This window comes from Streptomyces sp. NPDC097595 (genome assembly GCF_044761525.1).
Classification (GTDB): domain Bacteria; phylum Actinomycetota; class Actinomycetes; order Streptomycetales; family Streptomycetaceae; genus Streptomyces; species Streptomyces drozdowiczii_A.
This window is the reverse complement of sequence record NZ_JBIWCN010000032.1, coordinates 31,493-52,046: the sequence shown is the minus strand read 5'-3', so window position 1 is coordinate 52,046 and position 20,554 is coordinate 31,493. Positions and strand designations below refer to the sequence as shown.

General features: G+C 72.6%; 19 protein-coding genes and 1 pseudogene. 15 read left to right on the top strand and 5 right to left on the bottom strand.

The features are described 5' to 3' along the window. Nucleotides 1-187 precede the first annotated feature (187 nt). The 4 genes and pseudogenes from ACIQZN_RS33980 to ACIQZN_RS33965 form a co-directional block, all read left to right on the top strand. Nucleotides 188-823 carry a PadR family transcriptional regulator gene (locus ACIQZN_RS33980; RefSeq protein ID WP_404002410.1) on the top strand — a complete coding sequence of 212 codons (636 nt, stop codon included), beginning with the start codon at nucleotides 188-190 and terminating at the stop codon, nucleotides 821-823. A 194-nt stretch (nucleotides 824-1,017) separates the two neighbouring features. After that, nucleotides 1,018-2,028, top strand: a complete 1,011-nt coding sequence (locus ACIQZN_RS33975) for an ABC transporter ATP-binding protein (RefSeq protein ID WP_404002408.1) — start codon at nucleotides 1,018-1,020, stop codon at nucleotides 2,026-2,028. After that, the gene (locus tag ACIQZN_RS33970; RefSeq protein WP_404002406.1) at nucleotides 2,025-2,804 is read left to right on the top strand and encodes an ABC transporter permease; all 780 of its coding nucleotides are present in this window, start codon (nucleotides 2,025-2,027) and stop codon (nucleotides 2,802-2,804) included. Before ACIQZN_RS33975 ends, ACIQZN_RS33970 begins: the two co-directional genes overlap by 4 nt. Nucleotides 2,805-2,893: 89 nt before the next feature. Beyond that, a pseudogene (locus tag ACIQZN_RS33965) lies at nucleotides 2,894-3,007 on the top strand (MerR family transcriptional regulator); the annotation flags it as partial. A gap of 48 nt (nucleotides 3,008-3,055) precedes the next feature. Here ACIQZN_RS33965 and ACIQZN_RS33960 read toward each other — a convergent pair. Continuing rightward, the gene (locus tag ACIQZN_RS33960; protein ID WP_404002404.1) at nucleotides 3,056-3,898 is read right to left on the bottom strand and encodes a siderophore-interacting protein; all 843 of its coding nucleotides are present in this window, start codon (nucleotides 3,896-3,898) and stop codon (nucleotides 3,056-3,058) included. A gap of 89 nt (nucleotides 3,899-3,987) precedes the next feature. After that, nucleotides 3,988-4,896, bottom strand: a complete 909-nt coding sequence (locus ACIQZN_RS33955) for a 5'-3' exonuclease H3TH domain-containing protein (RefSeq protein ID WP_404002456.1) — start codon at nucleotides 4,894-4,896, stop codon at nucleotides 3,988-3,990. A 320-nt stretch (nucleotides 4,897-5,216) separates the two neighbouring features. Between ACIQZN_RS33955 and ACIQZN_RS33950 the strand changes: the two genes are divergently transcribed. The 4 genes from ACIQZN_RS33950 (at nucleotide 5,217) to ACIQZN_RS33935 (ending at nucleotide 10,342) form a co-directional block, all read left to right on the top strand. Beyond that, nucleotides 5,217-6,281 (top strand): glycine betaine/L-proline ABC transporter ATP-binding protein, encoded by a 1,065-nt coding sequence (locus ACIQZN_RS33950; RefSeq protein WP_404002402.1) that lies wholly within the window; start codon nucleotides 5,217-5,219, stop codon nucleotides 6,279-6,281. Next, nucleotides 6,274-8,907 carry an ABC transporter permease/substrate binding protein gene (locus tag ACIQZN_RS33945; RefSeq protein ID WP_404002400.1) on the top strand — a complete coding sequence of 878 codons (2,634 nt, stop codon included), beginning with the start codon at nucleotides 6,274-6,276 and terminating at the stop codon, nucleotides 8,905-8,907. Before ACIQZN_RS33950 ends, ACIQZN_RS33945 begins: the two co-directional genes overlap by 8 nt. A gap of 173 nt (nucleotides 8,908-9,080) precedes the next feature. After that, a complete protein-coding gene (locus tag ACIQZN_RS33940) occupies nucleotides 9,081-9,626 on the top strand; it encodes a helix-turn-helix domain-containing protein (RefSeq protein WP_018103775.1) in 546 nt (181 codons plus the stop codon). 8 nt (nucleotides 9,627-9,634) lie between these two features. Beyond that, nucleotides 9,635-10,342, top strand: a complete 708-nt coding sequence (locus ACIQZN_RS33935; protein ID WP_404002397.1) for a helical backbone metal receptor — start codon at nucleotides 9,635-9,637, stop codon at nucleotides 10,340-10,342. Here ACIQZN_RS33935 and ACIQZN_RS33930 read toward each other — a convergent pair. After that, on the bottom strand, nucleotides 10,281-11,429 hold the full coding sequence (locus ACIQZN_RS33930) for a TDT family transporter (RefSeq protein ID WP_404002395.1): 1,149 nt from the start codon (nucleotides 11,427-11,429) through the stop codon (nucleotides 10,281-10,283). The two genes, ACIQZN_RS33935 and ACIQZN_RS33930, sit on opposite strands and share 62 nt — an antisense overlap. Before the next feature lie 70 nt (nucleotides 11,430-11,499). On the opposite strand from ACIQZN_RS33930, the gene ACIQZN_RS33925 reads away from it, so the two are divergent. From ACIQZN_RS33925 to ACIQZN_RS33915, 3 genes are all read left to right on the top strand, one after another. Beyond that, nucleotides 11,500-12,432: a LysR family transcriptional regulator gene (locus ACIQZN_RS33925; RefSeq protein ID WP_404002393.1), complete on the top strand. Its 933-nt coding sequence runs from the start codon at nucleotides 11,500-11,502 to the stop codon at nucleotides 12,430-12,432. Between the two features lie 72 nt (nucleotides 12,433-12,504). After that, nucleotides 12,505-12,996 carry a GNAT family N-acetyltransferase gene (locus ACIQZN_RS33920; protein WP_404002391.1) on the top strand — a complete coding sequence of 164 codons (492 nt, stop codon included), beginning with the start codon at nucleotides 12,505-12,507 and terminating at the stop codon, nucleotides 12,994-12,996. Continuing rightward, nucleotides 12,993-13,952, top strand: coding sequence for an aminoglycoside phosphotransferase family protein (locus ACIQZN_RS33915; RefSeq protein WP_404002389.1), 960 nt, complete (start codon nucleotides 12,993-12,995; stop codon nucleotides 13,950-13,952). Before ACIQZN_RS33920 ends, ACIQZN_RS33915 begins: the two co-directional genes overlap by 4 nt. Here the strand turns inward: ACIQZN_RS33915 and ACIQZN_RS33910 are convergent. Continuing rightward, entirely contained in the window at nucleotides 13,949-14,632 is a 684-nt protein-coding gene (locus tag ACIQZN_RS33910; protein WP_404002387.1) for a gamma-glutamyl-gamma-aminobutyrate hydrolase family protein, read from the bottom strand. The genes ACIQZN_RS33915 and ACIQZN_RS33910 overlap by 4 nt on opposite strands. A 110-nt stretch (nucleotides 14,633-14,742) precedes the next feature. Between ACIQZN_RS33910 and ACIQZN_RS33905 the strand changes: the two genes are divergently transcribed. From ACIQZN_RS33905 to ACIQZN_RS33890, 4 genes are read left to right on the top strand one after another with little or no spacing between them, the layout of a single operon-like run. After that, complete coding sequence (locus ACIQZN_RS33905) at nucleotides 14,743-16,110, top strand: glutamine synthetase family protein (RefSeq protein WP_404002385.1); 1,368 nt, start codon at nucleotides 14,743-14,745, stop codon at nucleotides 16,108-16,110. Nucleotides 16,111-16,117: 7 nt separating this feature from the next. Then, nucleotides 16,118-17,482, top strand: coding sequence for an aldehyde dehydrogenase family protein (locus tag ACIQZN_RS33900; RefSeq protein ID WP_404002383.1), 1,365 nt, complete (start codon nucleotides 16,118-16,120; stop codon nucleotides 17,480-17,482). 5 nt (nucleotides 17,483-17,487) lie between these two features. After that, nucleotides 17,488-18,276 (top strand): 3-oxoacyl-ACP reductase, encoded by a 789-nt coding sequence (locus tag ACIQZN_RS33895; RefSeq protein ID WP_404002454.1) that lies wholly within the window; start codon nucleotides 17,488-17,490, stop codon nucleotides 18,274-18,276. Nucleotides 18,277-18,298: 22 nt separating this feature from the next. After that, nucleotides 18,299-19,258, top strand: a complete 960-nt coding sequence (locus tag ACIQZN_RS33890; RefSeq protein WP_404002381.1) for a DUF2510 domain-containing protein — start codon at nucleotides 18,299-18,301, stop codon at nucleotides 19,256-19,258. On the opposite strand, the gene ACIQZN_RS33885 is transcribed toward ACIQZN_RS33890, so the two are convergent. Continuing rightward, nucleotides 19,255-20,457, bottom strand: a complete 1,203-nt coding sequence (locus ACIQZN_RS33885) for an amino acid deaminase/aldolase (RefSeq protein WP_404002380.1) — start codon at nucleotides 20,455-20,457, stop codon at nucleotides 19,255-19,257. The genes ACIQZN_RS33890 and ACIQZN_RS33885 overlap by 4 nt on opposite strands. Nucleotides 20,458-20,554 lie beyond the last annotated feature (97 nt).

The window sequence follows — 20,554 nt, the reverse complement described above, 5'->3', positions numbered from 1 at the left end:
CATCGCTCTCCGGGGGTGATTCGGAGCCGGTGACCGGGCGGATTGGCCGGAAGCCGGAGATCCTTCCACGCCTTCCCGGAGAAAGGATCGAGAAACGCGATACATCGTGGTTGACGCGCCTTCGGAAATCGAGCTATGTTCGTCCACGAGTATTCGGGAACGAGCGAAGGTTCAAAAGGGGGCGGGGGTGGCCAAGCGGCGCAAGCTCAGCAATCCGCTGGCGCTCACGGTGATGGTGCTGCTCGCCGAGCGGTCCATGCATCCGTACGAGATCGCTCAGACCCTCCGCAGGCGCGGTAAGCAGCACAGCGTGAAGATCAACTTCGGCTCGCTGTACACCGTCGTCCAGAACCTGGAGAAGCACGGCTACGTCGAGGTGGCGGGCGTACAGCGGCAGGGCAACCGCCCGGAGCGCACGCTGTACGGGCTCACCGAGGCCGGGCGCGCCGAGATGCTGCACTGGCTGTCCGACCTGATCGCGGTGCCGGCCGAGGAGTACCCGGTCTTCGACACGGCATTGGCCCTGCTCCCCGCGCTGCCCCCCGAGGAGGTGGGGGAACTCCTCGCGGACCGCGAGCAGGCGCAGACCGTGCGGGCCGCGGCGCTGCGCGGGGTGCTCGCCCAGCTCGGGGACTCGGTGCCCCGGGTCTTCGTCGTGGAGACGGAGTACCAGCTCCACATGCTGGAGGCCCAGCTGGAGTGGATCCGCACGTTCCGCAAGGAGATCGGCGAGGCCGCCATCAGTGGCATCGAGGAGTGGAGGTCGTTCCACGAGACCGGTGAGGTCCCGCAGGACTGGCAGGACCTCGAAGACCGGGAGTAGGCAGAAAAAAGACCCCGGCGGGACTGTTGCAGCAGTCCGCGCCGGGGTCTCGAACCCCAAAGCCGGACGACCGTGGAGGCGGCCCGGGCGATCGAGGTGCGGCACACCCAGGATAGCCCGGCACTCCTCACACGGACCGGCCCCGAGGCGCCCGGAAGAACCGGGCGCCCGGCCGACCACAGGAGAGCTCCGTCATGAGCACCCGTGCGCCCGCTGTCGAGGCGCGACAACTCGTCAAGACCTATCCGGGAGGGGTCACCGCACTGCGCGGCATGGACCTCTCCGTCACCGCCGGCACCGTCTTCGGGCTCCTCGGGCCCAACGGCGCCGGGAAGTCCACCACCGTCAAGATCCTCACCACCCTCGCCCGCCCCGACTCCGGCACCGCCTCCGTCGCCGGGCACGATGTCCTCGCCCACCCGGACCGGGTGCGCCGCGCGATCGGTGTCGTCGCCCAGAAGTCCGGCGCCGACCCGGTCGCCACCGGCCGCGAGAACCTGCTCCTCCAGGGCCGGCTGTACGGGATGCGGGGGGCCGCCGTGCAGCGCCGCGCCGATGAGCTGCTGGAGCGGTTCACCCTCGCCGACGCCGGTAAGCGCCTGGTCAAGGGGTACTCCGGCGGCATGCTGCGGCGCCTGGACGTGGCGCTCGGGCTGATGCACCGCCCGGAGGTGCTCTTCCTGGACGAGCCGACGACCGGGCTCGACCCGGAGGCCCGTACGGCGATGTGGGACGAGATCTCCCGGCTGGCCGGCGACGAGGGCCTGACCATCGTCCTCACCACGCACTACCTGGAGGAGGCGGACCGGCTCGCGGAACGCATCGCGATCGTCGACCGCGGCCGGATCGTGGTCGAGGGCACCCCCGACGAGCTCAAGGGCGAGCTGCGCGGCGACGCCGTCCATGTGGAGCTGCGCGCGGACGCCGGTCCGGAGGCCGTCACCGCGCTCGCCGGGCTGCCCGGGGTGCACGAGGCGGTGGCCGAGGGGCGCCGGGTCAGCGTCCGGGCCGAGGACGGCGCAGCCGCCGTACCCGTGCTGCTGGCCGCCCTCGAACGGGCCGGGGCCACCGTCGCGGCGGCCACCGTCGCCCGGCCCTCGCTGGACGACGTCTATCTGCGGTACGCCGGCCGCCGCTTCCAGGAAGCGGAATCCGGGGACGCGACGACCGCCCCCGAGCCGGCCCTCGTGGGAGGTGCCCGATGAGCGCTCAGGCCCTGTCCCACACCTGGTACATGACGCAGCGCCAGCTGATGGCGATCCTCCGGCAGCCCGTCTTCCTGGCGATGGCCCTGATCCAGCCGGTGATCTGGCTCTTCCTCTTCGGCAACCTGTTCCGGAAGGTGGTCGAACTCGGCGGCTTCGGCACCACCTCCTACCTGGACTACCTCGTCCCCGGCATCGTCGTGATGAGCGCGCTGGGGTCGAGCATGTGGGCCGGGATGGGCACCCTGGAGGAGATCGAGCGCGGCACGCTCAACCGCTTCCTGACCACGCCCGTCAGCCGGAACGCCCTGATGAACGCCAACGTCGTGCAGAACGGCATCGCCAACACCGTCCAGTCCGTGGCCATCCTGCTGCTCGGCTGGGCGGCGGGCGCGGGCTATCCGGGCGGCGCCGCCGGCCTGCTGATCCTGGTCGCCGCCTCGGTGCTGCTCGGCACCGTCTTCGGGGCGCTCTCGAACGCCGTGGGCATGATCGTGCGGGAGCGGGAGTCGATCATCGGCATCAACACCTTTCTGCTGATGCCGCTCACCTTCCTGTCGACGTCCTTCATGGCGCCGAGCCAGATGCCCGGCTGGATGCGGGACATCGCGGCCTTCAACCCGGTCAACTGGGCGATGGTGGCCGGACGTTCCGCGCTGGGCGCCGATCCCGACTGGCAGCTGGTCGTCACCCGTTGCGGCGGGCTGCTGCTGCTCGCCGTGGCCGCCGTGGCGCTGTCGACCCGTACGTTCCGCTCCTACCAGAAGTCGGTGTGACGGACGGCCCGTCGCCCGGGCCGGGGGTCCGCTCCCGGCCCGGGCGCAGCGCCGCCCACACACCGGCGGCCGTGCCCGCCGCGAGGACGTTGAGCCGCAGGACCGGGGTGCCGGTACCCACGATCAAGTTCTACGTACGGGAGGGGCTGCTGCCCGCGGGTCGGCTGACGAGCCCCAACCAGGCGAGTTACGACGAGCGACATGGCTGTGCCCCGGTCCGCCGGACCGGGGCACAGCGGGGCGTGCGAAGGTCAGGCCGCGCTCTCCTGCTCGCGCTCCACCTGCTCGTTCCACTGGCGCTTGACGGAGCGCCACGCCTCGTCGTCGTGGCCGAGCCGCCAGTAGCCGGAGATCGACAGCTGGGAGGCCGGGATCTCGCGCTCCAGGCGCAGGTGGCGGCGGATGTCCTTGACGAAGCCCGCCTCGCCGTGCACGAACGCCTGGACCCGGCCGGGCGGGAACTCCAGCCCCGTCACCGCCTCGGTGAGTGCCTTGCCGACCGGGCGGCCCGCCCGGTGCAGCCAGGTGACCTCGACGCCGTCCGGCGTGGCGATCTTCTGCTCCTCGGCCGCGTCCGCCACCTCGACGTACGCGTGCACCACCGCACCCGCCGGCATCTGCTCCAGCGCGGCGGCGACGGCCGGCAGCGCGCTCTCGTCGCCCACCAGCAGGTGCCAGTCCGCCGAGGCGTCGGGGGCGTAACCGCCGCCGGGGCCCAGGAACGTCACCTGGTCGCCCGGCTTCGCGCCCGCGGCCCAGGGCCCGGCGAGGCCCTCGTCGCCGTGCACCACGAAGTCGATCGCCAGCTCCCGGGCGGCCGGGTCCCAGGAACGCACCGTGTAGGTACGGGTGGTGGGCCACAGCTCGCGGGGATACTCCTCGCGGATGCGGGCCGTGTCGAAGGGGTGGCTGTAGTCCGCGCCCTCGGGGGCGAAGCACAGCTTGACGTAATGGTCGGTGAAGCCGGCGAGCGCGAACTCGGCGAGACCGTCGCCGCCGAGCACCACCCGGATCATGTGCGGAGTGATCTGCTCGGTGCGCAGGACCTGCGCCCCCTGAGCCTTCGGTGCCCGCCGCTCCGGTCGTTCTGCCACGAGGTCTGCTCCCTGCTGCCGGAATTGGAAAACCGCCAACCGATGCCCCCGCTGCCGACATCGGCCTTAGGGTCACCTAACTTAACACCTCAGCGTTGCAGAGAGGAGTGGAGGCGCCCCAGGGCTCCGCCCAGACCCCACCGGGCCGCGAGCGCGTCCAGGGCGGCCGGATCGCGCGGCGCGGCGGGCAGTGCCGGGTCGAAGTCCGGCAGCGGTACGTCACCGGCGACCCGGACTACCTTGGGCGCGACGGCCACATAGGCGCGGGCCTCGTCCAGCCGCTTGCGCTGCGAGGGCGTCAGCTTCGCCGCCGGATCGTCCACCGCCGCCATGATCCCGGCCAGGTCGCCGAAGGCGTCCAGCAGCTTCGCCGCCGTCTTCTCGCCGATCCCGGGCACGCCCGGCAGCCCGTCGCTCGGGTCACCGCGCAGCAGCGCCAGGTCCACGTACCCGGGGCCGTCCACCCCGTACTTCTCGCGCAGCCACGCCTCGTCCGTCACCTGGAGGGTGCCGACGCCCTTCAGCGGGTAGAGCACCCGCACCCCTCGGGCGTCGTCCACCAGCTGGTAGAGGTCCCGGTCGCCGGTGACGATGTCGACCGGGCCGGCCGCGCGCCCGGTCAGCGTGCCGATCACGTCGTCCGCCTCGTACCCCTCGGCGCCGACCCGGGCGATGCCCAGCGCGTCCAGCACATCCGCGATGACCGGGACCTGCGGGGCCAGCGTGTCCGGCGTCTCCTCCTCGTCGGGCACGCCCGCCCCGGTCTCGACGGCCACCCGGTGCGCCTTGTACGTCGGGATCAGGTCCACCCGCCACTGCGGCCGCCAGTCCACGTCCCAGCAGGCGACGAGGTCGTCCGGCCGGTGGTCCTGCACCAGGCGGCCGATGAAGTCCAGCAGCCCGCGTACGGCGTTGACCGGGGTGCCGTCCGGCGCGCGCACCGAGTCGGGCACGCCGAAGTAGGCGCGGAAGTAGAGGGAGGCGGTGTCGAGGAGCATCAGGCGTCGCGTCACACGCCGATGATGCCGCACGGCACCGACAGTGGCCGCCGCGGACGCGGTTCCCGGAAAACCAGACTGCTTCATGTGATCCAGGTCACTCTTGCGTTTGCTCCGGATAAGCGGGGGCAGGCGCGCCATCGGAGCGGACCACGTCGCATTTTCAACTAGTGCACGTGCCATGCGGACGGAATCCGTGCCGCTCCACGGTCTGCCGACGGGGGTGGCAGACCGTTCTCGGTTCAACGCGTGAGGTGTATGTGTCCAGGCTGCAAGCCGAGCACTTGTACAAAGTGTTCGGCAGACGACCCGATCAAGCCGTGCAGAAGCTGCGGAGCGGCACCGGCCGCGACGCGCTGCGCGCCGACGGAACCACCGCAGCGGTGATCGACGCATCGTTCACCGTCGAACCGGGCCAGATCTTCGTCGTGATGGGTCTGTCCGGCTCGGGCAAGTCCACCCTGCTGCGGATGCTCAACGGCCTGCTGGAGCCCACCTCCGGCCAGGTGCTCTTCGACGGCCAGGACCTGACCGCCCTGAGCCCCGCCGAGCTCCGCCGCGTCCGCTCCACGAAGATCAGCATGGTGTTCCAGCACTTCGCGCTCTTCCCCCACCGGAGCGTCCTGGAGAACGCCGCGTACGGCCTGGAGGTGCAGGGCGTCCCGCGCGCCGAGCGCAACCGCCGCGCCACCGAGGCCCTGGAGCTGACCGGCCTGGCCGGCTGGGAGAAGTCCTGGCCCGACGAGCTGTCCGGCGGCATGCAGCAGCGCGTGGGCCTCGCCCGCGCGCTCGCCACCGACGCCGACCTGCTCCTGATGGACGAGTCCTTCAGCGCGCTCGACCCGCTGATCCGCCGCGACATGCAGGACCAGCTCCTGGAACTCCAGAAGCGGCTGAAGAAGACCATCGTCTTCATCACCCACGACCTCAACGAGGCCATGCGCCTCGGCGACCGCATAGCCGTGATGCGCGACGGCGAGATAGTCCAGCTCGGCACCGCCGAGGACATCCTCGTCACCCCGGCCAACGAGTACGTCGCCTCCTTCACCCAGGACGTGGACCGTGCCCGGGTGCTGACCGCCGGCGCGATCATGGCCGAGACGGACACCGTCATCGGCACGCTCTGCGACAAGGGCACGGAGATCCGGAACACCGACGACGTGCTGGCGGCCACCCCGGCCACCGTCACCGAGGCCACTCCGATCATCGAGCTGTTCACGCCCTGCTCGCAGAGCCGCGTCGCGGTCGCCGTGACCGACGACAAGGGCAAGCTCCTCGGCGTCGTGCCCCGCGAGCGGCTGCTCGCCGTGCTCGGCGAGCCGATGACCCCCGCCCAGGCTCCGCAGGACGCCGCGACCACGCTGAAGAAGGTGGCCGGTGTTTAGGCTCCATCTCGGCGACTGGGTCGACTCCGCGGTCGACTGGCTCCAGAACCACCTCTCCTGGCTCTTCGACTTCATCAGCTCCGTCGTGAGCGGCATGTTCGACGGCATCGCCGCCGTGCTCTCCGCTCCCGCGCCCCTGCTCTTCGCGGGCATCGTCGCCGTCATCGCCTGGTGGCTGCGCGGTCTGCTCGCCGGAATCCTCGCGTTCGTCGGCTTCGCCCTCATCGACTCGGTCGAGTTGTGGGACGAGGCGATGGACACGCTCACCCTGGTGCTCGTCGCGACGATCGTGACGCTGGTGCTGGCCGTGCCGCTCGGCATCTGGGCCTCCCGCTCCAAGACGGTGAGCGCGGTGACCCGGCCGGTCCTGGACTTCATGCAGACCATGCCCGCCATGGTCTACCTGATCCCCGGCGTGATCTTCTTCGGTGTCGGTGTCGTTCCCGGCATCATCGCCACCATCATCTTCGCGCTGCCCCCGGGCGTCCGGATGACCGAACTCGGCATCCGCCAGGTCGACGGCGAGCTGGTCGAGGCGGCCGAGGCCTTCGGCACGACCTCCCGGAACACCCTGCTGCGGGTCCAGCTGCCGCTGGCGCTGCCCACGATCATGGCGGGCATCAACCAGGTCATCATGCTGGGCCTGTCCATGGTGGTCATCGCCGGCATGGTCGGCGGCGGCGGCCTCGGCGGCTCCGTCTACCGGGCCATCGGCAACGTCGACGTCGGCCTGGGCTTCGAGGCCGGTGTCTCCATCGTCATCCTGGCCATGTACCTGGACCGGATGACCAGCGCCCTGGGCCGCGAGGTCTCCCCGCTCGCCCGCCGCGCGCTCGCCAAGGCGCAGTCGGTGGCCGGCGGCCTGAAGATCTGGCACCACCGCCCGCAGCCCGTCGTCGCCGTCGCGGGCGTCGTCGCCCTGGCGCTCGTCGCCGGCGGCATGGGGATCTTCGGCTCCTCGGACGACGACTCCGCCACCGCCTCGGACACGACGAAGATCGGTGCCGGCAAGAAGATCAGCATGGGTTACATCCCGTGGGACGAGGGCATCGCCTCCACCTTCCTGTGGAAGGAGCTGCTGGAGCAGCGCGGCTTCGAGGTCGACGTCAAGCAGTACGAGGCCGGCGCGCTGTACACCGGCATGGCGAGCGGCCAGATCGACTTCGAGACCGACTCCTGGCTCCCGGTCACCCATGCCACGTACTGGAAGAAGTACAAGGACCGCCTGGAGGACATGGGCTCCTGGTACGGCCCCACCTCGCTGGAGCTGGCCGTCCCCAGCTACGTCAAGGACGTGAAGTCCCTGTCCGACCTCAAGGGCAAGGCGTCCGACTTCAAGGGCCGGATCGTCGGCATCGAGCCCAGCGCCGGTGAGATGGGCCTGCTCAAGGACAAGATCCTGCCGGGCTACGGCCTGGACAAGGAGTACAAGGTCGTCGACGGCTCCACGCCGTCCATGCTGGCCGAGCTGAAGCGCGCGTACGCCAAGAAGGAACCGATCGTCGTTCCGCTCTGGTCGCCGCACTGGGCGTACAACCAGTTCGACCTGACCAAGCTCAAGGACACCAAGAACCTCTGGGGCAAGGGCGACGGCATCCACACGCTGACCCGCAAGGGCTTCACCGGGGACAACCCCGAGGTCGCCAAGTGGCTCAAGGACTTCAAGATGAGCGAGGACCAGCTCACCAGCCTTGAGGCCCAGATCCAGAAGAGCGGCTCCGGCAAGGAGCAGGAGGCCGTCCGCACCTGGCTGAAGGCCAACCCGGACGTCGCCGACAAGTGGACCCCGGTGAAGAAGTCCGCCCCGGCCAAGGGTGCGAACGGCAAGGACGAGCGCGACCGCCCGGTCGAGATGGCCTGGTTCCCCTGGGAGGAGGACATCGCCGCCACGTACCTGTGGAAGGCGGTCCTGGAGGAGCGCGGCTACAAGATCAACCTCAAGCAGTTCGAGGTCGGTCCGATGTACACCGCGATGTCGCGCGGCCAGATCGACGTGCAGTTCGACGGCTGGCTCCCGTTCACCCAGAAGAACTACTGGGACAAGTACGGCTCCAAGCTCACGGACGTCGGCTCCTGGTACGGCCCGACCTCCATCGAGGTCGCGGTGCCCGACTACGTCAAGGACGTGAAGTCCCTGGCCGACCTCAAGGGCAAGGGCTCGAAGTTCAAGGGCCGGATCGTCGGCATCGAGCCCGGCACCGCCACCATGGAGAACCTGAAGAAGAACGTGCTCCCGGCCTACGGCCTGGACGACGAGTACAAGGTCGTCGACTCCTCGACGCCCGGCATGCTCGCCGAGCTGAAGCGCGCGTACGCCAAGAAGGAGCCCATCGCCGTCCTGCTGTGGACCCCGCACTGGGCGTACAGCGAGTACGGCATGACCAAGCTCCAGGACCCGAAGAAGGCGTTCGGTGAGGGCGACCGGCTGCACACCATCGCCTCCAAGGAGTTCCCGGAGAACTACCCGCAGCTGACGAAGTGGTTCAAGAACTTCAAGCTGAGCGAGAACCAGCTCGCCGGTCTGGAGAACCAGATCCAGAAGCTCGGTACAGGACACGAAGAGGAAGCCGTGAAGGCCTGGATGGAGAAGAACCCGGGCATCGCGGACAAGATGGCTCCCCAGTAGGAGCCGTCACCGGCCCCCACCAGGGCCGCAGCCAGTGAAGGGGTGGGTCGCGCCGACGGCGCGACCCACCCCTTCCGGCGTTCCGGTGTGCCCACTTTCCGGGCCGTCCTGCCGTAACGGTGTGCGCGAAGGGCCCACAACCGGAAGGATGGCGACTCGGGAGGGAGCCTGACATGGACGAGAAGGAAACACTTCGGGTGGGCGCCGCCGTCCGCCGACAGCGCAGATCCCTGGGACTCACCCTGGCCGCCGTCGCCTCGCGCAGCGGCCTTTCCGTACCGTTCCTCAGCCAGATCGAGAACGAGCGCGCCAGACCCAGCGCCCGGTCGCTCGACCGGGTCGCCGAGGCCCTGGAGACCACCACCGCCCGGCTGCGCGCCGCCGCGGACTCCGCACGCGCGGTCGACGTCGTGCGCGCCGCCCAGGAGGACGGGGTGCACCGGGTGGTGCGCGGACGCCACCAGCTCAGCGCCCTGGAATTCACCGGGGAGCTCGACCTCGGACGCGAGTTCCAGCACCGCAACGACGAGCTCCTGTACGTCGCCGAGGGCGCCGCCGAGGTGGAGGCGGAGGGCCGGGCCTACCGGCTGGTCCAGGGCGACACGCTGTTCCTGTCCGGCGGGGTCCGCCACCGCTGGCGGGCCACCCTCCCCGGCACCCGGCTGCTGTGCGTCGCGGTCGCCGAACACATCGACGCCACGTCCGACCCCCGGCGCTGAGGGCCGCCGTGCGCGTCGTCTCCCTGGTCCCCTCCCTCACCGAGGCCGTCGCCGAGACGGCCCATGGGCTGCTCGTCGGCGCCACCGACTGGTGCACCCACCCGGCCGGACTCGACGCCGCCCGCGTCGGCGGCACCAAGAACCCGGACGTCGACGCGATCCTGGCCCTGCGCCCCGATCTGGTGGTGGCCAACGAGGAGGAGAACCGGGCCCCCGACCTCGCCGCCCTGCGGGACGGCGGCGCGGCCGTCCTCGTCACCACCGTGCGCACCCTGGACGACGCCTTCGGCGAGCTGGACCGGCTGCTGACCGGCGCCTGCGGGCTGCCCCGCCCGCGCTGGCTGGACGAGGCCGAGGCCGCCTGGACGTCCCTCCCGCCACCCGGGCCGCCGCGCCGCGCGATCGTCCCGGTGTGGCGCAGGCCCTGGATGGTGCTGGGCCGCGACACCTTCGCCGGCGACCTGCTGGCCCGCCTCGGCGTGGTCAACGCGTACGCGGACCACGCCGAGCGCTACCCGCGCGTCCCGCTCGACGAGTTGAACGCGGCCGGCGCCGACCTGGTGGTCCTGCCCGACGAGCCCTACCGCTTCACCCGGGACGACGGACCGGAAGCCTTCCCCGGCCTGCCCGCCGCCCTGGTCGACGGGCGGTACCTCACCTGGTACGGGCCGTCGCTGGTACGGGCCCCCGAGGCGCTGCGAGCAGCGCTCCGCTGAGCAGCCCGCGCACGGTACGGGCACCGGCCACCGCCCAGGCGGCGACGAGACACACGTACAGCGCGACGGCCAGCCAGCTGAACGCGGTCAGACCGGTGTGCCGGGCCAGGCCCGCCGCGCCCGTCACACAGGTGCCGACGGGGAAGGTGAAGCCCCACCAGGTCATCGAGAACGTCATCCCGCCCCGTACCGCCCGCACCACCAGCGCCACGGCCAGGGCCAACCACATCAGGGCGAAGCCCATCACCGGCACCCCGTACAGCACGGCGAAGGCCCGCAGCGCCGAGGCGTACGGGCTCCCGATGGCACCCGGCGCCACATCGGCCAGCGCGTTGACCGCGGTCGTGGACTGGCCCAGCGGGCCGAGCACCAGGAACAGGGTGGGCGTCAGAGCGAGCGGCAGCGGGCCCCCGTGCACCAGCCGGCCGAAGACCAGCGGCAGCACGACCAGCGTCGCCAACAGGCTCAGCCCGAACATCGCGTAGCAGCCGAGCAACAGCGCCTCGCGCCCCTGGCCCGGGGGCAGCTCCGCCACGAGAAGCGGGCCGAGGGCGGCCGACACCATGGGCGCCACCACCGGCAGCAGCCACACCGGGGACGCGGTGCCCGGCTCCGGCCGGTGGCGCGTGATCATGAGATACGGGATCGCCACGGCCGCCACCAGACCGGTCACCGTGCCCGCCGTGTACAGGACCACGTCCAGCGCGAGCGCCGCCCGGTGTCCGATGAGGTCCTGGCCCACGGTCATGCCGGAGCCCCCGACGGCCAGCAGCGCCATCGAGAGGCAGCCGTAGAACGGCGCGACGGCCTGGTCCGCGAGATGGGCGCGCGCCTGGTCGCGGTGGGCCGCCCAGTGCCCGGCGCGGGCGGCCAGCACGGCGGCGAGCAGCAGCGCCGAGAACAGCCAGACCACCGTGCAGGCGCCCCGCAGCCCGGGCACGTGCACCGGCAGCGCGGCACCGGCGCTCGCGACGATCGCGGTGCCCATCACCGTGGCGTACCAGTTGGGCCCGAAGTGCCGCAGCGCGGGCCGCCGGACGGTATTGGGGTACGGGGGAGAGGTGCGGGTCCGCAGATGGATGGCCATGCCACGATCTTCTGCGGCGCGGGAGGACCCCACCAGGGAGCACCGCTCTATGAGGTCATAAAGTGGACTTATGGCCAGCGAACCGTCCGCCCCCCTGTCCCACCGGGTGCCCGACCTGGGCGCGCTGGAACTGCTCCTCGCCGTCGCCCGGCACGGCAGCCTCGGCCGGGCCGCCCGGGATGTCGGCATCACCCAGCCCGCCGCCAGCAGCCGGGTCCGCTCCATGGAACGGCAGCTCGGCCTCGCCCTCCTCGACCGCTCGCCCCGGGGTTCCCGGCTCACCGACGCCGGCGCCCTGGTCACCGACTGGGCGCGCCGGGTCGTGGAGGCCGCCGAGGCGTTCGACGCGGGCGCCCAGGCGCTGCGCGACCGCCGCGACTCCCGGCTGCGGGTCGCCGCCTCCATGACCATCGCCGAATACCTGCTCCCCGGCTGGCTCATCGCCCTGCGCGCCGAACGCCCCGGCACCGCCGTCTCGCTGCTCGCCGGGAACTCCGCGGTGGTCGCCGAGCGGCTGCTGAGCGGCGATGCGGACCTGGGCTTCGTGGAGGGCCTGTCGGTCCCGGCGGGGCTCGACGGCACGGTCATCGCCCACGACCGCCTCGTCGTCGTGGTCGCCCCGTCCCACCCCTGGGCCCGCCGCCGCACCCCGCTGACCCCGGTCGAACTGGCGGCGACCCCGCTCATCCTGCGCGAGCACGGCTCCGGCACCCGCCAGGTCCTGGACGCCGCGCTCGCCGTGCACGGCCCGCTGGCCCCGCCGCTCCTGGAGTTCTCCTCGACCACCGCGCTCAAGGGCGCGGCGGAGAGCGGCGCCGGCCCCTGCGTCCTGAGCGAGCTCGCGCTCGGCGAGGAGCTGTCCGCCCGCCGCCTGGTCAAGGTCCCGATCGCCGGGGCCCGGCTGCGCCGCCAGCTGCGCGCGGTCTGGCCCTCGGGCCACCGCCCCACGGGCCCGGCCCGCGACCTGCTCGCGCTGACCCGGTCGGAACCTGCCGGCCTCTGAAAACGGGGCGACACCGCCCGGCCGGGCACGACACCCTTGCTGGGCACGGCACCCCCAGCGAAAGGACGATCCATGGGCACTTCGCCGTACCTGAGAAGGGCCGGCGCGGACGACGCCGCCGAGGTCACCCGGCTGCGCCTGGTCATGCTCGCCTCCATGGGCGACGTCCCGGAAGCCGACTGGACCCCGGTGTGCGAGGCGTACTTCCGCGAACGGCTCGCCACCGACCCGCACTTCGTCGCCTATGTGATCGACGCCGGGGACCGGCTGCTGTCCAGCACGGTCGGCCAGTACATGTGGTCGCTGCCCCGGCCGGGCCGCGCCCCGTACGTCGGGCACATCGCCTCGGTCGCCACCGACCCCGCCCACCGGCGGCAGGGATACGCCCGCCTGACCTTCCGGGCCGTCCACGACCACCTGGTCGAGGCCGGGTGCTCCCGGATCAACCTGACCGCGACGCCCGAGGGCGAGGGCCTGTACCGCTCGCTGGGTTACGGAGACCCCAGCGGGCCCACGCCGCTGACGTGGACGGCCGCACCCGCACTGGAGGGCACACGTCGATGACCGCCACCGCACCGCCCGCGCAGGGCGTCCGCCACCCCTGGTCCGGCCTGCCCACCTCCGTACGCGCGGCCGTCGAGGACATCCTCGGCGCGCCCGTCACCGAGGCCCGCAGCCAGAACGGCGGCTTCTCGCCCGGGGTCGCCGCCCGGGTCCGGCTCGCGAACGGCGGCCGGGCCTTCGTCAAGGCGGTGAGCGCCGAGGTGAACCCGGACAGCCCGGACATGCACCGCGCGGAGGCGCGCGTCACGGCCTCGCTGCCCGCGCACGCCCCCGTGCCCCGGCTGCTCGGCTCGTACGACGACGGCACCTGCGTCGCCCTCGTGCTGGAGGACATCGACGGCCGCCAGCCCCGGGTGCCCTGGGACCGGGCGGAGCTGGACCGGGTCCTGACGGCCGTCGGCGACCTCTCGCGCGCCCTCACCCCGGCCCCGGCCGACGTGGCCGCGGCCGCCTGGGGCAAGTCCTCGATGTTCGACGGCTGGCGCACCCTGCACGCCGCCGGCGGCCACGCCCGCCTCGACCCCTGGGCCGCCGCGCACCTCGCCGCCCTCGCGGAGCTGGAATCCGGCTGGCCCGAGGCCGGCGCGGGGGACACCCTCGCCCACAGCGACCTGCGCGCCGACAACATCCTGCTCACCGAGGACCGGACCGTCTTCGTGGACTGGCCGCACGCGGTGCGCGCCGCGCCCTGGTTCGACCTGCTGGTGATGCTCCCGTGCGTGGCGGCCCAGGGCTACGCCTCCGGAACGGGCGGCCCCGACCCGGAGGCCCTGTTCACCGCCCACCCGCTCGGCCGGGACGCGGACCCCGACGCCGTCACCGCCGTACTCGCCGCCGTCGCCGGGTACTTCGCTGAGCACGCGCTGCGCCCCGACCCGCCCGGCCTGCCGACGCTCCGGGCCTTCCAGGCCGCCCAGGGCGCCGCCGCCCTGACCTGGCTGCGCCGGAGGCTCTAAGCTCCCGCCGCCTCGACCAGCCCCCGCACCACGCGGAAGTCCTCGCCCATCTCCGGATGCCACTGCACCCCCAGGACCCAGTGGTCGCCGGGGAGTTCGACCGCCTCCACGGTGCCGTCCGCCGCGTGCGCCGACGCCACCAGGCCCGTGCCGATCCGGTCCACGGCCTGGTGGTGGTAGGCCGGGACCTCGCACGTCTCCGGCACCAGCGAGGCGTACCGGGTGCCCGGGACCGGCGTCACCGGGTGCGAGCCGAACACGCCCGGCGCCCCGCCGTGGCCGTCCAGATGCTGGGTCAGGGTGCCCCCGCACACCACGTTCAGCAGCTGCATCCCCCGGCACACCCCGAGCAACGGCGTCCCCGACTCCAACGCGGCCCCGATCAGCGCCGACTCCCAGGCGTCCCGCTCCGGCGCCGGCGGCCCGGTGCGCGGATCGCGCCCGGCCCCGTACCGCGCCGGGTCCACATCGGGGCCGCCCGCCACCACCACCGCGTCCAGCCGGGCCACGGTCGCGGCCGCGAGCTCCGGCGCGTCCGGCGGCAGCAGCACGGCGAGCCCGCCCGCCTCGCGCACCATCCGGGCGTACCCGGCGGGCAGCAGCGCCGCCGGCAGCTCCCATACGCCCCAGCGCGCCGAATCCACCAGGTAGGTGCTGATCCCGACCAGCGGACGATTCACCGGTGCCCTCCCTCGTACGGCGCGCGGAACACCCCGGCACCGTACCCACAACCGCCGCCCTGCCCATAAATTGTTACGCGCCAGCCGGCCCGCGAGGAGAGGACCCGTCCGTGTCCGACCGCACCGCCCCGCTCGCCCTCGAAGACCTGCGCCGCCTCGTGCACAGCGGGGAGATCGACACCGTCGTCCTGGCCTTCCCCGACATGCAGGGACGGCTCCAGGGCAAACGCTTCGCCGCGCCCTTCTTCCTCGACGAGGTCGTCCGCCACGGCACTGAGGGCTGCGCCTACCTCCTCGCCGTGGACACCGACATGAACACCGTCGACGGCTACGCCATGTCCTCCTGGGACAACGGCTACGGCGACTTCGCCATGCGCCCCGACCTCACCACCCTGCGCCGGGTGCCCTGGCACGAGGGCACCGCCCTGGTCCTCGCCGACCTCGCCTGGGCCGACGGCGCACCCGTCACCGCCGCGCCCCGGCAGATCCTGCGCCGCCAGCTGGAACGCCTCGCCGAGCACGGCTACACGGCCCACGCCGGCACCGAGCTGGAGTTCATCGTCTTCAAGGACACCTATGAGCAGGCGTGGGACCGGGGCTACCGCGAGCTGACCCCCGTCAACCAGTACAACGTCGACTACTCGGTCCTCGGCACCGGCCGCGTCGAGCCCCTGCTCCGCCGCATCCGCAACGAGATGGCGGGCGCGGGCCTGGCCGTCGAGTCCGCGAAGGGCGAGTGCAACCCCGGCCAGCACGAGATCGTCTTCCGCTACGACGAAGCCCTGGTCACCTGCGACCAGCACGCCGTCTACAAGACCGGCGCCAAGGAGATCGCCGCCCAGGAGGGCATGGCGCTCACCTTCATGGCCAAGTTCAACGAACGCGAGGGCAACTCCTGCCACATCCACCTCTCGCTGCGCTCCACCACCGACCCCGGACGCTCCGTCATGGCCGCCGAGGACGGGGGGATGTCACCCGTGATGCGGCACTTCCTGGCCGGCCAGCTCGCCGCCCTGCGCGACCTCTCCCTCCTCTTCGCGCCCAACATCAACTCCTACAAGCGGCTGCGCCCCGGCTCCTTCGCCCCGACCGCCGTCGCCTGGGGCCACGACAACCGCACCTGCGCCCTGCGCGTCGTCGGCCACGGCGCCTCGCTGCGCTTCGAGAACCGGCTCCCCGGCGGCGACGTCAACCCGTATCTCGCCGTCGCCGGACTCGTCGCCGCAGGCCTGTACGGCATCGAGCACGAGCTCGAACTCCCCGAACCCTGCGAGGGCAACGCCTACACCGCCGCGTACGACCACGTCCCGGCCACCCTGCGCGAGGCCGCCGCGCTCTGGGAGGACAGCGCGATCGCCCGCGAGGCGTTCGGCGAGGACGTCGTCGCCCACTACCGCACCATGGCCCGCGTCGAACTCGACGCCTTCGACGCGGCCGTGACCGACTGGGAACTGCGCCGCTCCTTCGAACGCCTGTGAGGACCACGTGATCCACGAGCACCACGTCCTGAACCCGGCGACCGAAGAGGTCGTCGCCACCGTCCCCGCCACCCCGGCCTCCGGCGTGCACACCGCCGTCGTCCGCGCCACCGCGGCCCAGCGCACCTGGGCCGCGCTCGCCCCCGCCGACCGGGCCCGGCTGCTGCGCCGGTTCGCCGCGGCCGTCGACGCCCGCACCGAGGAGCTGGCCCGGCTGGAGGTCCGGGAGGCCGGCCACACCCTCGGCAACGCCCGCTGGGAGGCCGGCAACGTCCGCGACCTGCTCGACTACGCGGCCGGGGGAGTGGAACGGCTCAACGGCCGGCAGATCCCCGTCCCCGGCGGCATCGACCTCACGATCCTCGAACCCCTGGGCGTCGTCGGCGTCATCGCCCCCTGGAACTTCCCGATGCCCATCGCCGCCTGGGGCACCGCCCCCGCCCTCGCCGCCGGCAACGCGGTGATCCTGAAACCCGCCGAGACCACCCCGCTCACCGCCCTCCGCCTCGCGGAGATCGCCCTGGAGGCGGGCCTGCCCGAACACCTCTTCCAGGTCCTGCCCGGCGCGGGCGACGAGGCCGGCAACGCCCTGGTCGAGCACCCGGGCGTCGCCAAGATCGTGTTCACCGGCTCCACCCGCACCGGCAAGCGGATCATGGCCACGTGCGCGGACCGGCTCAAGCGGGTCACCCTCGAACTCGGCGGCAAGAGCCCCAACATCGTCTTCGCCGACGCCGACATCGAGGCCGCCGCGGCCGCCGCCCCCGACTCCTTCCTGGACAACGCCGGCCAGGACTGCTGCGCCCGCACCCGCATCCTCGTCCAGCGCTCCGCGTACGACCGCTTCCTGGAACACCTCGCCCCGGCCGTCGCCGCGTACACCGTCGGCGACCCCGCCGACGAGAAGACCCGGATGGGCCCGCTCATCTCCCGTACGCAACTGGAGCGCGTACGCGGTTACGTCCCCGAGGGCGCGACCGCGATCCGGGGGAGCGCGCCCGAGGGGCCCGGCTTCTGGTTCCCGCCGACCGTCCTCACCGGCCTTCCGGCGGACGCGCCCGTCGCCACCGAGGAGGTCTTCGGGCCCGTCGCCGTCGTGCTGCCCTTCGAGGACGAGGCGGACGCCGTACGGCTCGCCAACGCCACCGACTACGGGCTCGCCGGCTCGCTCTGGACCCGTGACGTGGGGCGCGCCCTGCGCGTGTCCCGGGCCGTCCGGGCGGGCAATCTCTCCGTCAACTCGCACTCCGCGGTGCGCTACTGGACCCCGTTCGGCGGGTTCAAGCAGTCCGGCGTCGGGCGCGAGCTGGGGCCCGACGCCCTCACCGCCTTCACCGAGACCAAGAACGTCTTCCTGAGCACGGAGGCATGACCGGAATGAGCACGGACCACGAGATCATCTGCCGCCGCCTCGTCGGCCGCACCGCCGTCATCACCGGCGCCGGCAGCGGCATCGGCCTGGCCACCGCCCACCGGCTCGCCTCCGAAGGGGCGCACGTCGTCTGCGGCGACATCGACGCGAAGGCCGGCGAGGCGGCGGCCGAAGCGGTCGGCGGCACCTTCGTACGCGTCGACGTGACCGACCCCGGACAGGTCGCCGAGCTGTTCCGTACCGCCGACGACACCTACGGATCCGTCGACATCGCCTTCAACAACGCGGGCATCTCACCGCCCGACGACGACTCCATCCTCACCACGGAGCTGGAGGCGTGGAAGCGCGTCCAGGACGTCAACCTCACCTCCGTCTACCTCTGCTGCAAGGCCGCCCTGCCCTATATGCGCCGCCAGGGCCGGGGCTCCATCATCAACACCGCCTCCTTCGTGGCCCGGATGGGCGCCGCCACCTCGCAGATCTCGTACACCGCCTCCAAGGGCGGGGTGCTGGCGATGACCCGCGAACTGGGCGTCCAGTTCGCCCGTGAGGGCATCCGCGTCAACGCGCTCTGCCCGGGGCCGGTCAACACCCCTCTGCTCCAGGAGCTGTTCGCCAAGGACCCGGAGCGGGCGGCCCGCCGGCTGGTGCACATCCCGCTCGGCCGGTTCGCCGAGGCCACCGAGATCGCCGCCGCCGTCGCGTTCCTCGCGAGCGACGACTCCTCGTTCGTCAACGCCACCGACTTCCTCGTGGACGGCGGCATCTCGGGCGCCTACGTCACACCGCTGTAGGCCTCTCTCCTAGAGTGGGGCGATGAGCTATCCGACGCCGCCCGGCTGGTACCCGGACACCGCAGCGCCCGGCACCGAGCGCTGGTGGGACGGGACGGCGTGGACCGCCCACACCCGGGCACCCGCCGCGCCCGTCCCGGCGCCGATGCCGATACCGGTGCCGGTCCCGGCACCCGTTCCGGTCCGGGCTCCGGCTCAGCGGGGCGGCGGCAGCGCCCGGGCCGTCGCGCTCGTGGCGGCCGGGGCGGTCCTCGTCGGCGCGGTCGTGACCGGGGCCGTGCTCCTCACCCGGAACGAGGCCCCGGAGGCCCCCACCGCCCACGCCTCGCAGTCGCCCACCCGGACCGGCACCGACGAGGTCCCCGGCGGCGACGACCCCTCACGGGACGCCACCCCCGCGCACGAGGACGCGCACGTGCTCACCGACCAGCTCAACGGCATCACGCTGCCCATCCCGGACGGCTGGGAGCGGCCGGAGCGGACCTCGGGCCAGCTCCTCACGATGCGCACCAAGGACTCGTACGAGTGCCCCGGCGCGTCCTCCTCGTACTGCTACCCCGGCACCGTCACCACCCGGACCCCTGGCGGCACCGACGCCACCACACCCGAGGCCCTCGCCAAGGAGGACATCGCCGAGGCCGCCGACCGCGCCTACGAGGAGGACATCGTCGGCCGGCGCATGCACGGCGGCATCACCGCGCACCGGCAGACCGCCGCCGGCGAGGTCACCGTGGCCGGCCGCACCGGCTACTACATCCGCTGGAAGGTCACCACGGCCAAGGGCCCCGGCGGCTACGTGCAGTCGCTCGCCTTCCCCGCACCCCTCGGCAGCGAGTCGCCCGTCATCGTGCGCTACGCCTTCGACGCGGGACCCGATGGACCGCCCCTGGCCCTCATGGACACGCTCACCAAGGGCATCCGCCCCATCGGCGAGAAAGCCACGGACGGCGGCGTCGGCAGCGCGGTCGAGCACCCCGGCTAAAGAAACGTAAGGCCCTCGCCCCGGTACGTCGGAACCGTCGCCGCCACCCGGTCGCCCTCGATCAGGTGCAGCGCGTCGAACCGCTCGCACAGCTCACCGGCCTTCGCGTGCCGGAACCACACCTTGTCCCCGATCAGCAGATCGTCGGCCGGGGCGCCCAGCAACGGGGTCTGCACCTCGCCGGGGCCCTCCTGCGGGTCGTAGCGCAGCCCCTCCGGGAGATACGGGACCGGCAGCCGGTCCGCCCCGGCCGCGCCCGACGCCGGATATCCGCCCCCGAGCACCGTCACCACGCCCACCCCCGGCCGCCGCACCACGGGCTGCGCGAACAGGGCCGCCGGGCGCGCCGTGAACGAGGTGTAGTTGTCGAACAGACGCGGCACGTACAGCCCCGAACCGGCGGCGATCTCCGTCACCGCGTCCTCCGCCGCCGTGTGCTGCACGCTGCCCGTGCCGCCGCCGTTCACGAACTCCAGCTCCGGCGCCACGGCACGGACCGCCCGCACCACCTCGGCCCGCCGGGCCGCCAGCTCCTTGCGGGCCGTGGCCTGCATCAGCCGGATCGCCCGGGACCGCAGCGGACGCCCCGCCACCGAGTCCCCGACGCCCGCGATGTGCCCCTCGTACGCCATCAGCCCGACCAGCCGGAAACCGGGGCGCCGGACCACGGACCTGGCCAGGTCGGCCAGCTGGGCGGGGGAGCGCAGCGGCGAGCGCAGGGCCCCGATCCGGACCCGGCCGCCGAGCATCCGCAGCGAGGTGTCCAGCTCCAGGCAGACCCGGATCTCCTGCGTGCCGCCCGCCCGCGCCGCGTCGATCAGGTCCAGCTGGGCGTGGTCGTCGACCATCACCGTCACGGCGGCGGCGAGCTTCGGATCGGCGGCCAGCTCCGCGTACGCCGGGCGGTCGGCGGACGGGTACGCCAGCAGTACGTCGTCGAAGCCGGCCCGGGCCAGCCACAGCGACTCCGCGAGCGTGAACGACATGATCCCGGCGAACCCGGGCCGGGCCAGCACCCGCTCCAGCAGGGCGCGGCAACGCACCGACTTGCTCGCCACCCGGATCGGCTTGCCCGCCGCCCGGCGTACGAGATCGTCCGCGTTGGCGTCGAACGCCTCCAGATCCACGACGGCGACGGGAGCGTCGAGATGGGCGGTGGCCCGGTCGTAACGGGCCCGGTCAGTGGCTCGGGCAGTCATGGCCGCAGCTTGCCAGACGGTTCTACCGCTGGGTAGGGGGAAGATCCGTGCAGATCGGCGGGTGCGCGGACCGCCCGCTCCCACCCGGGTCCCCCCA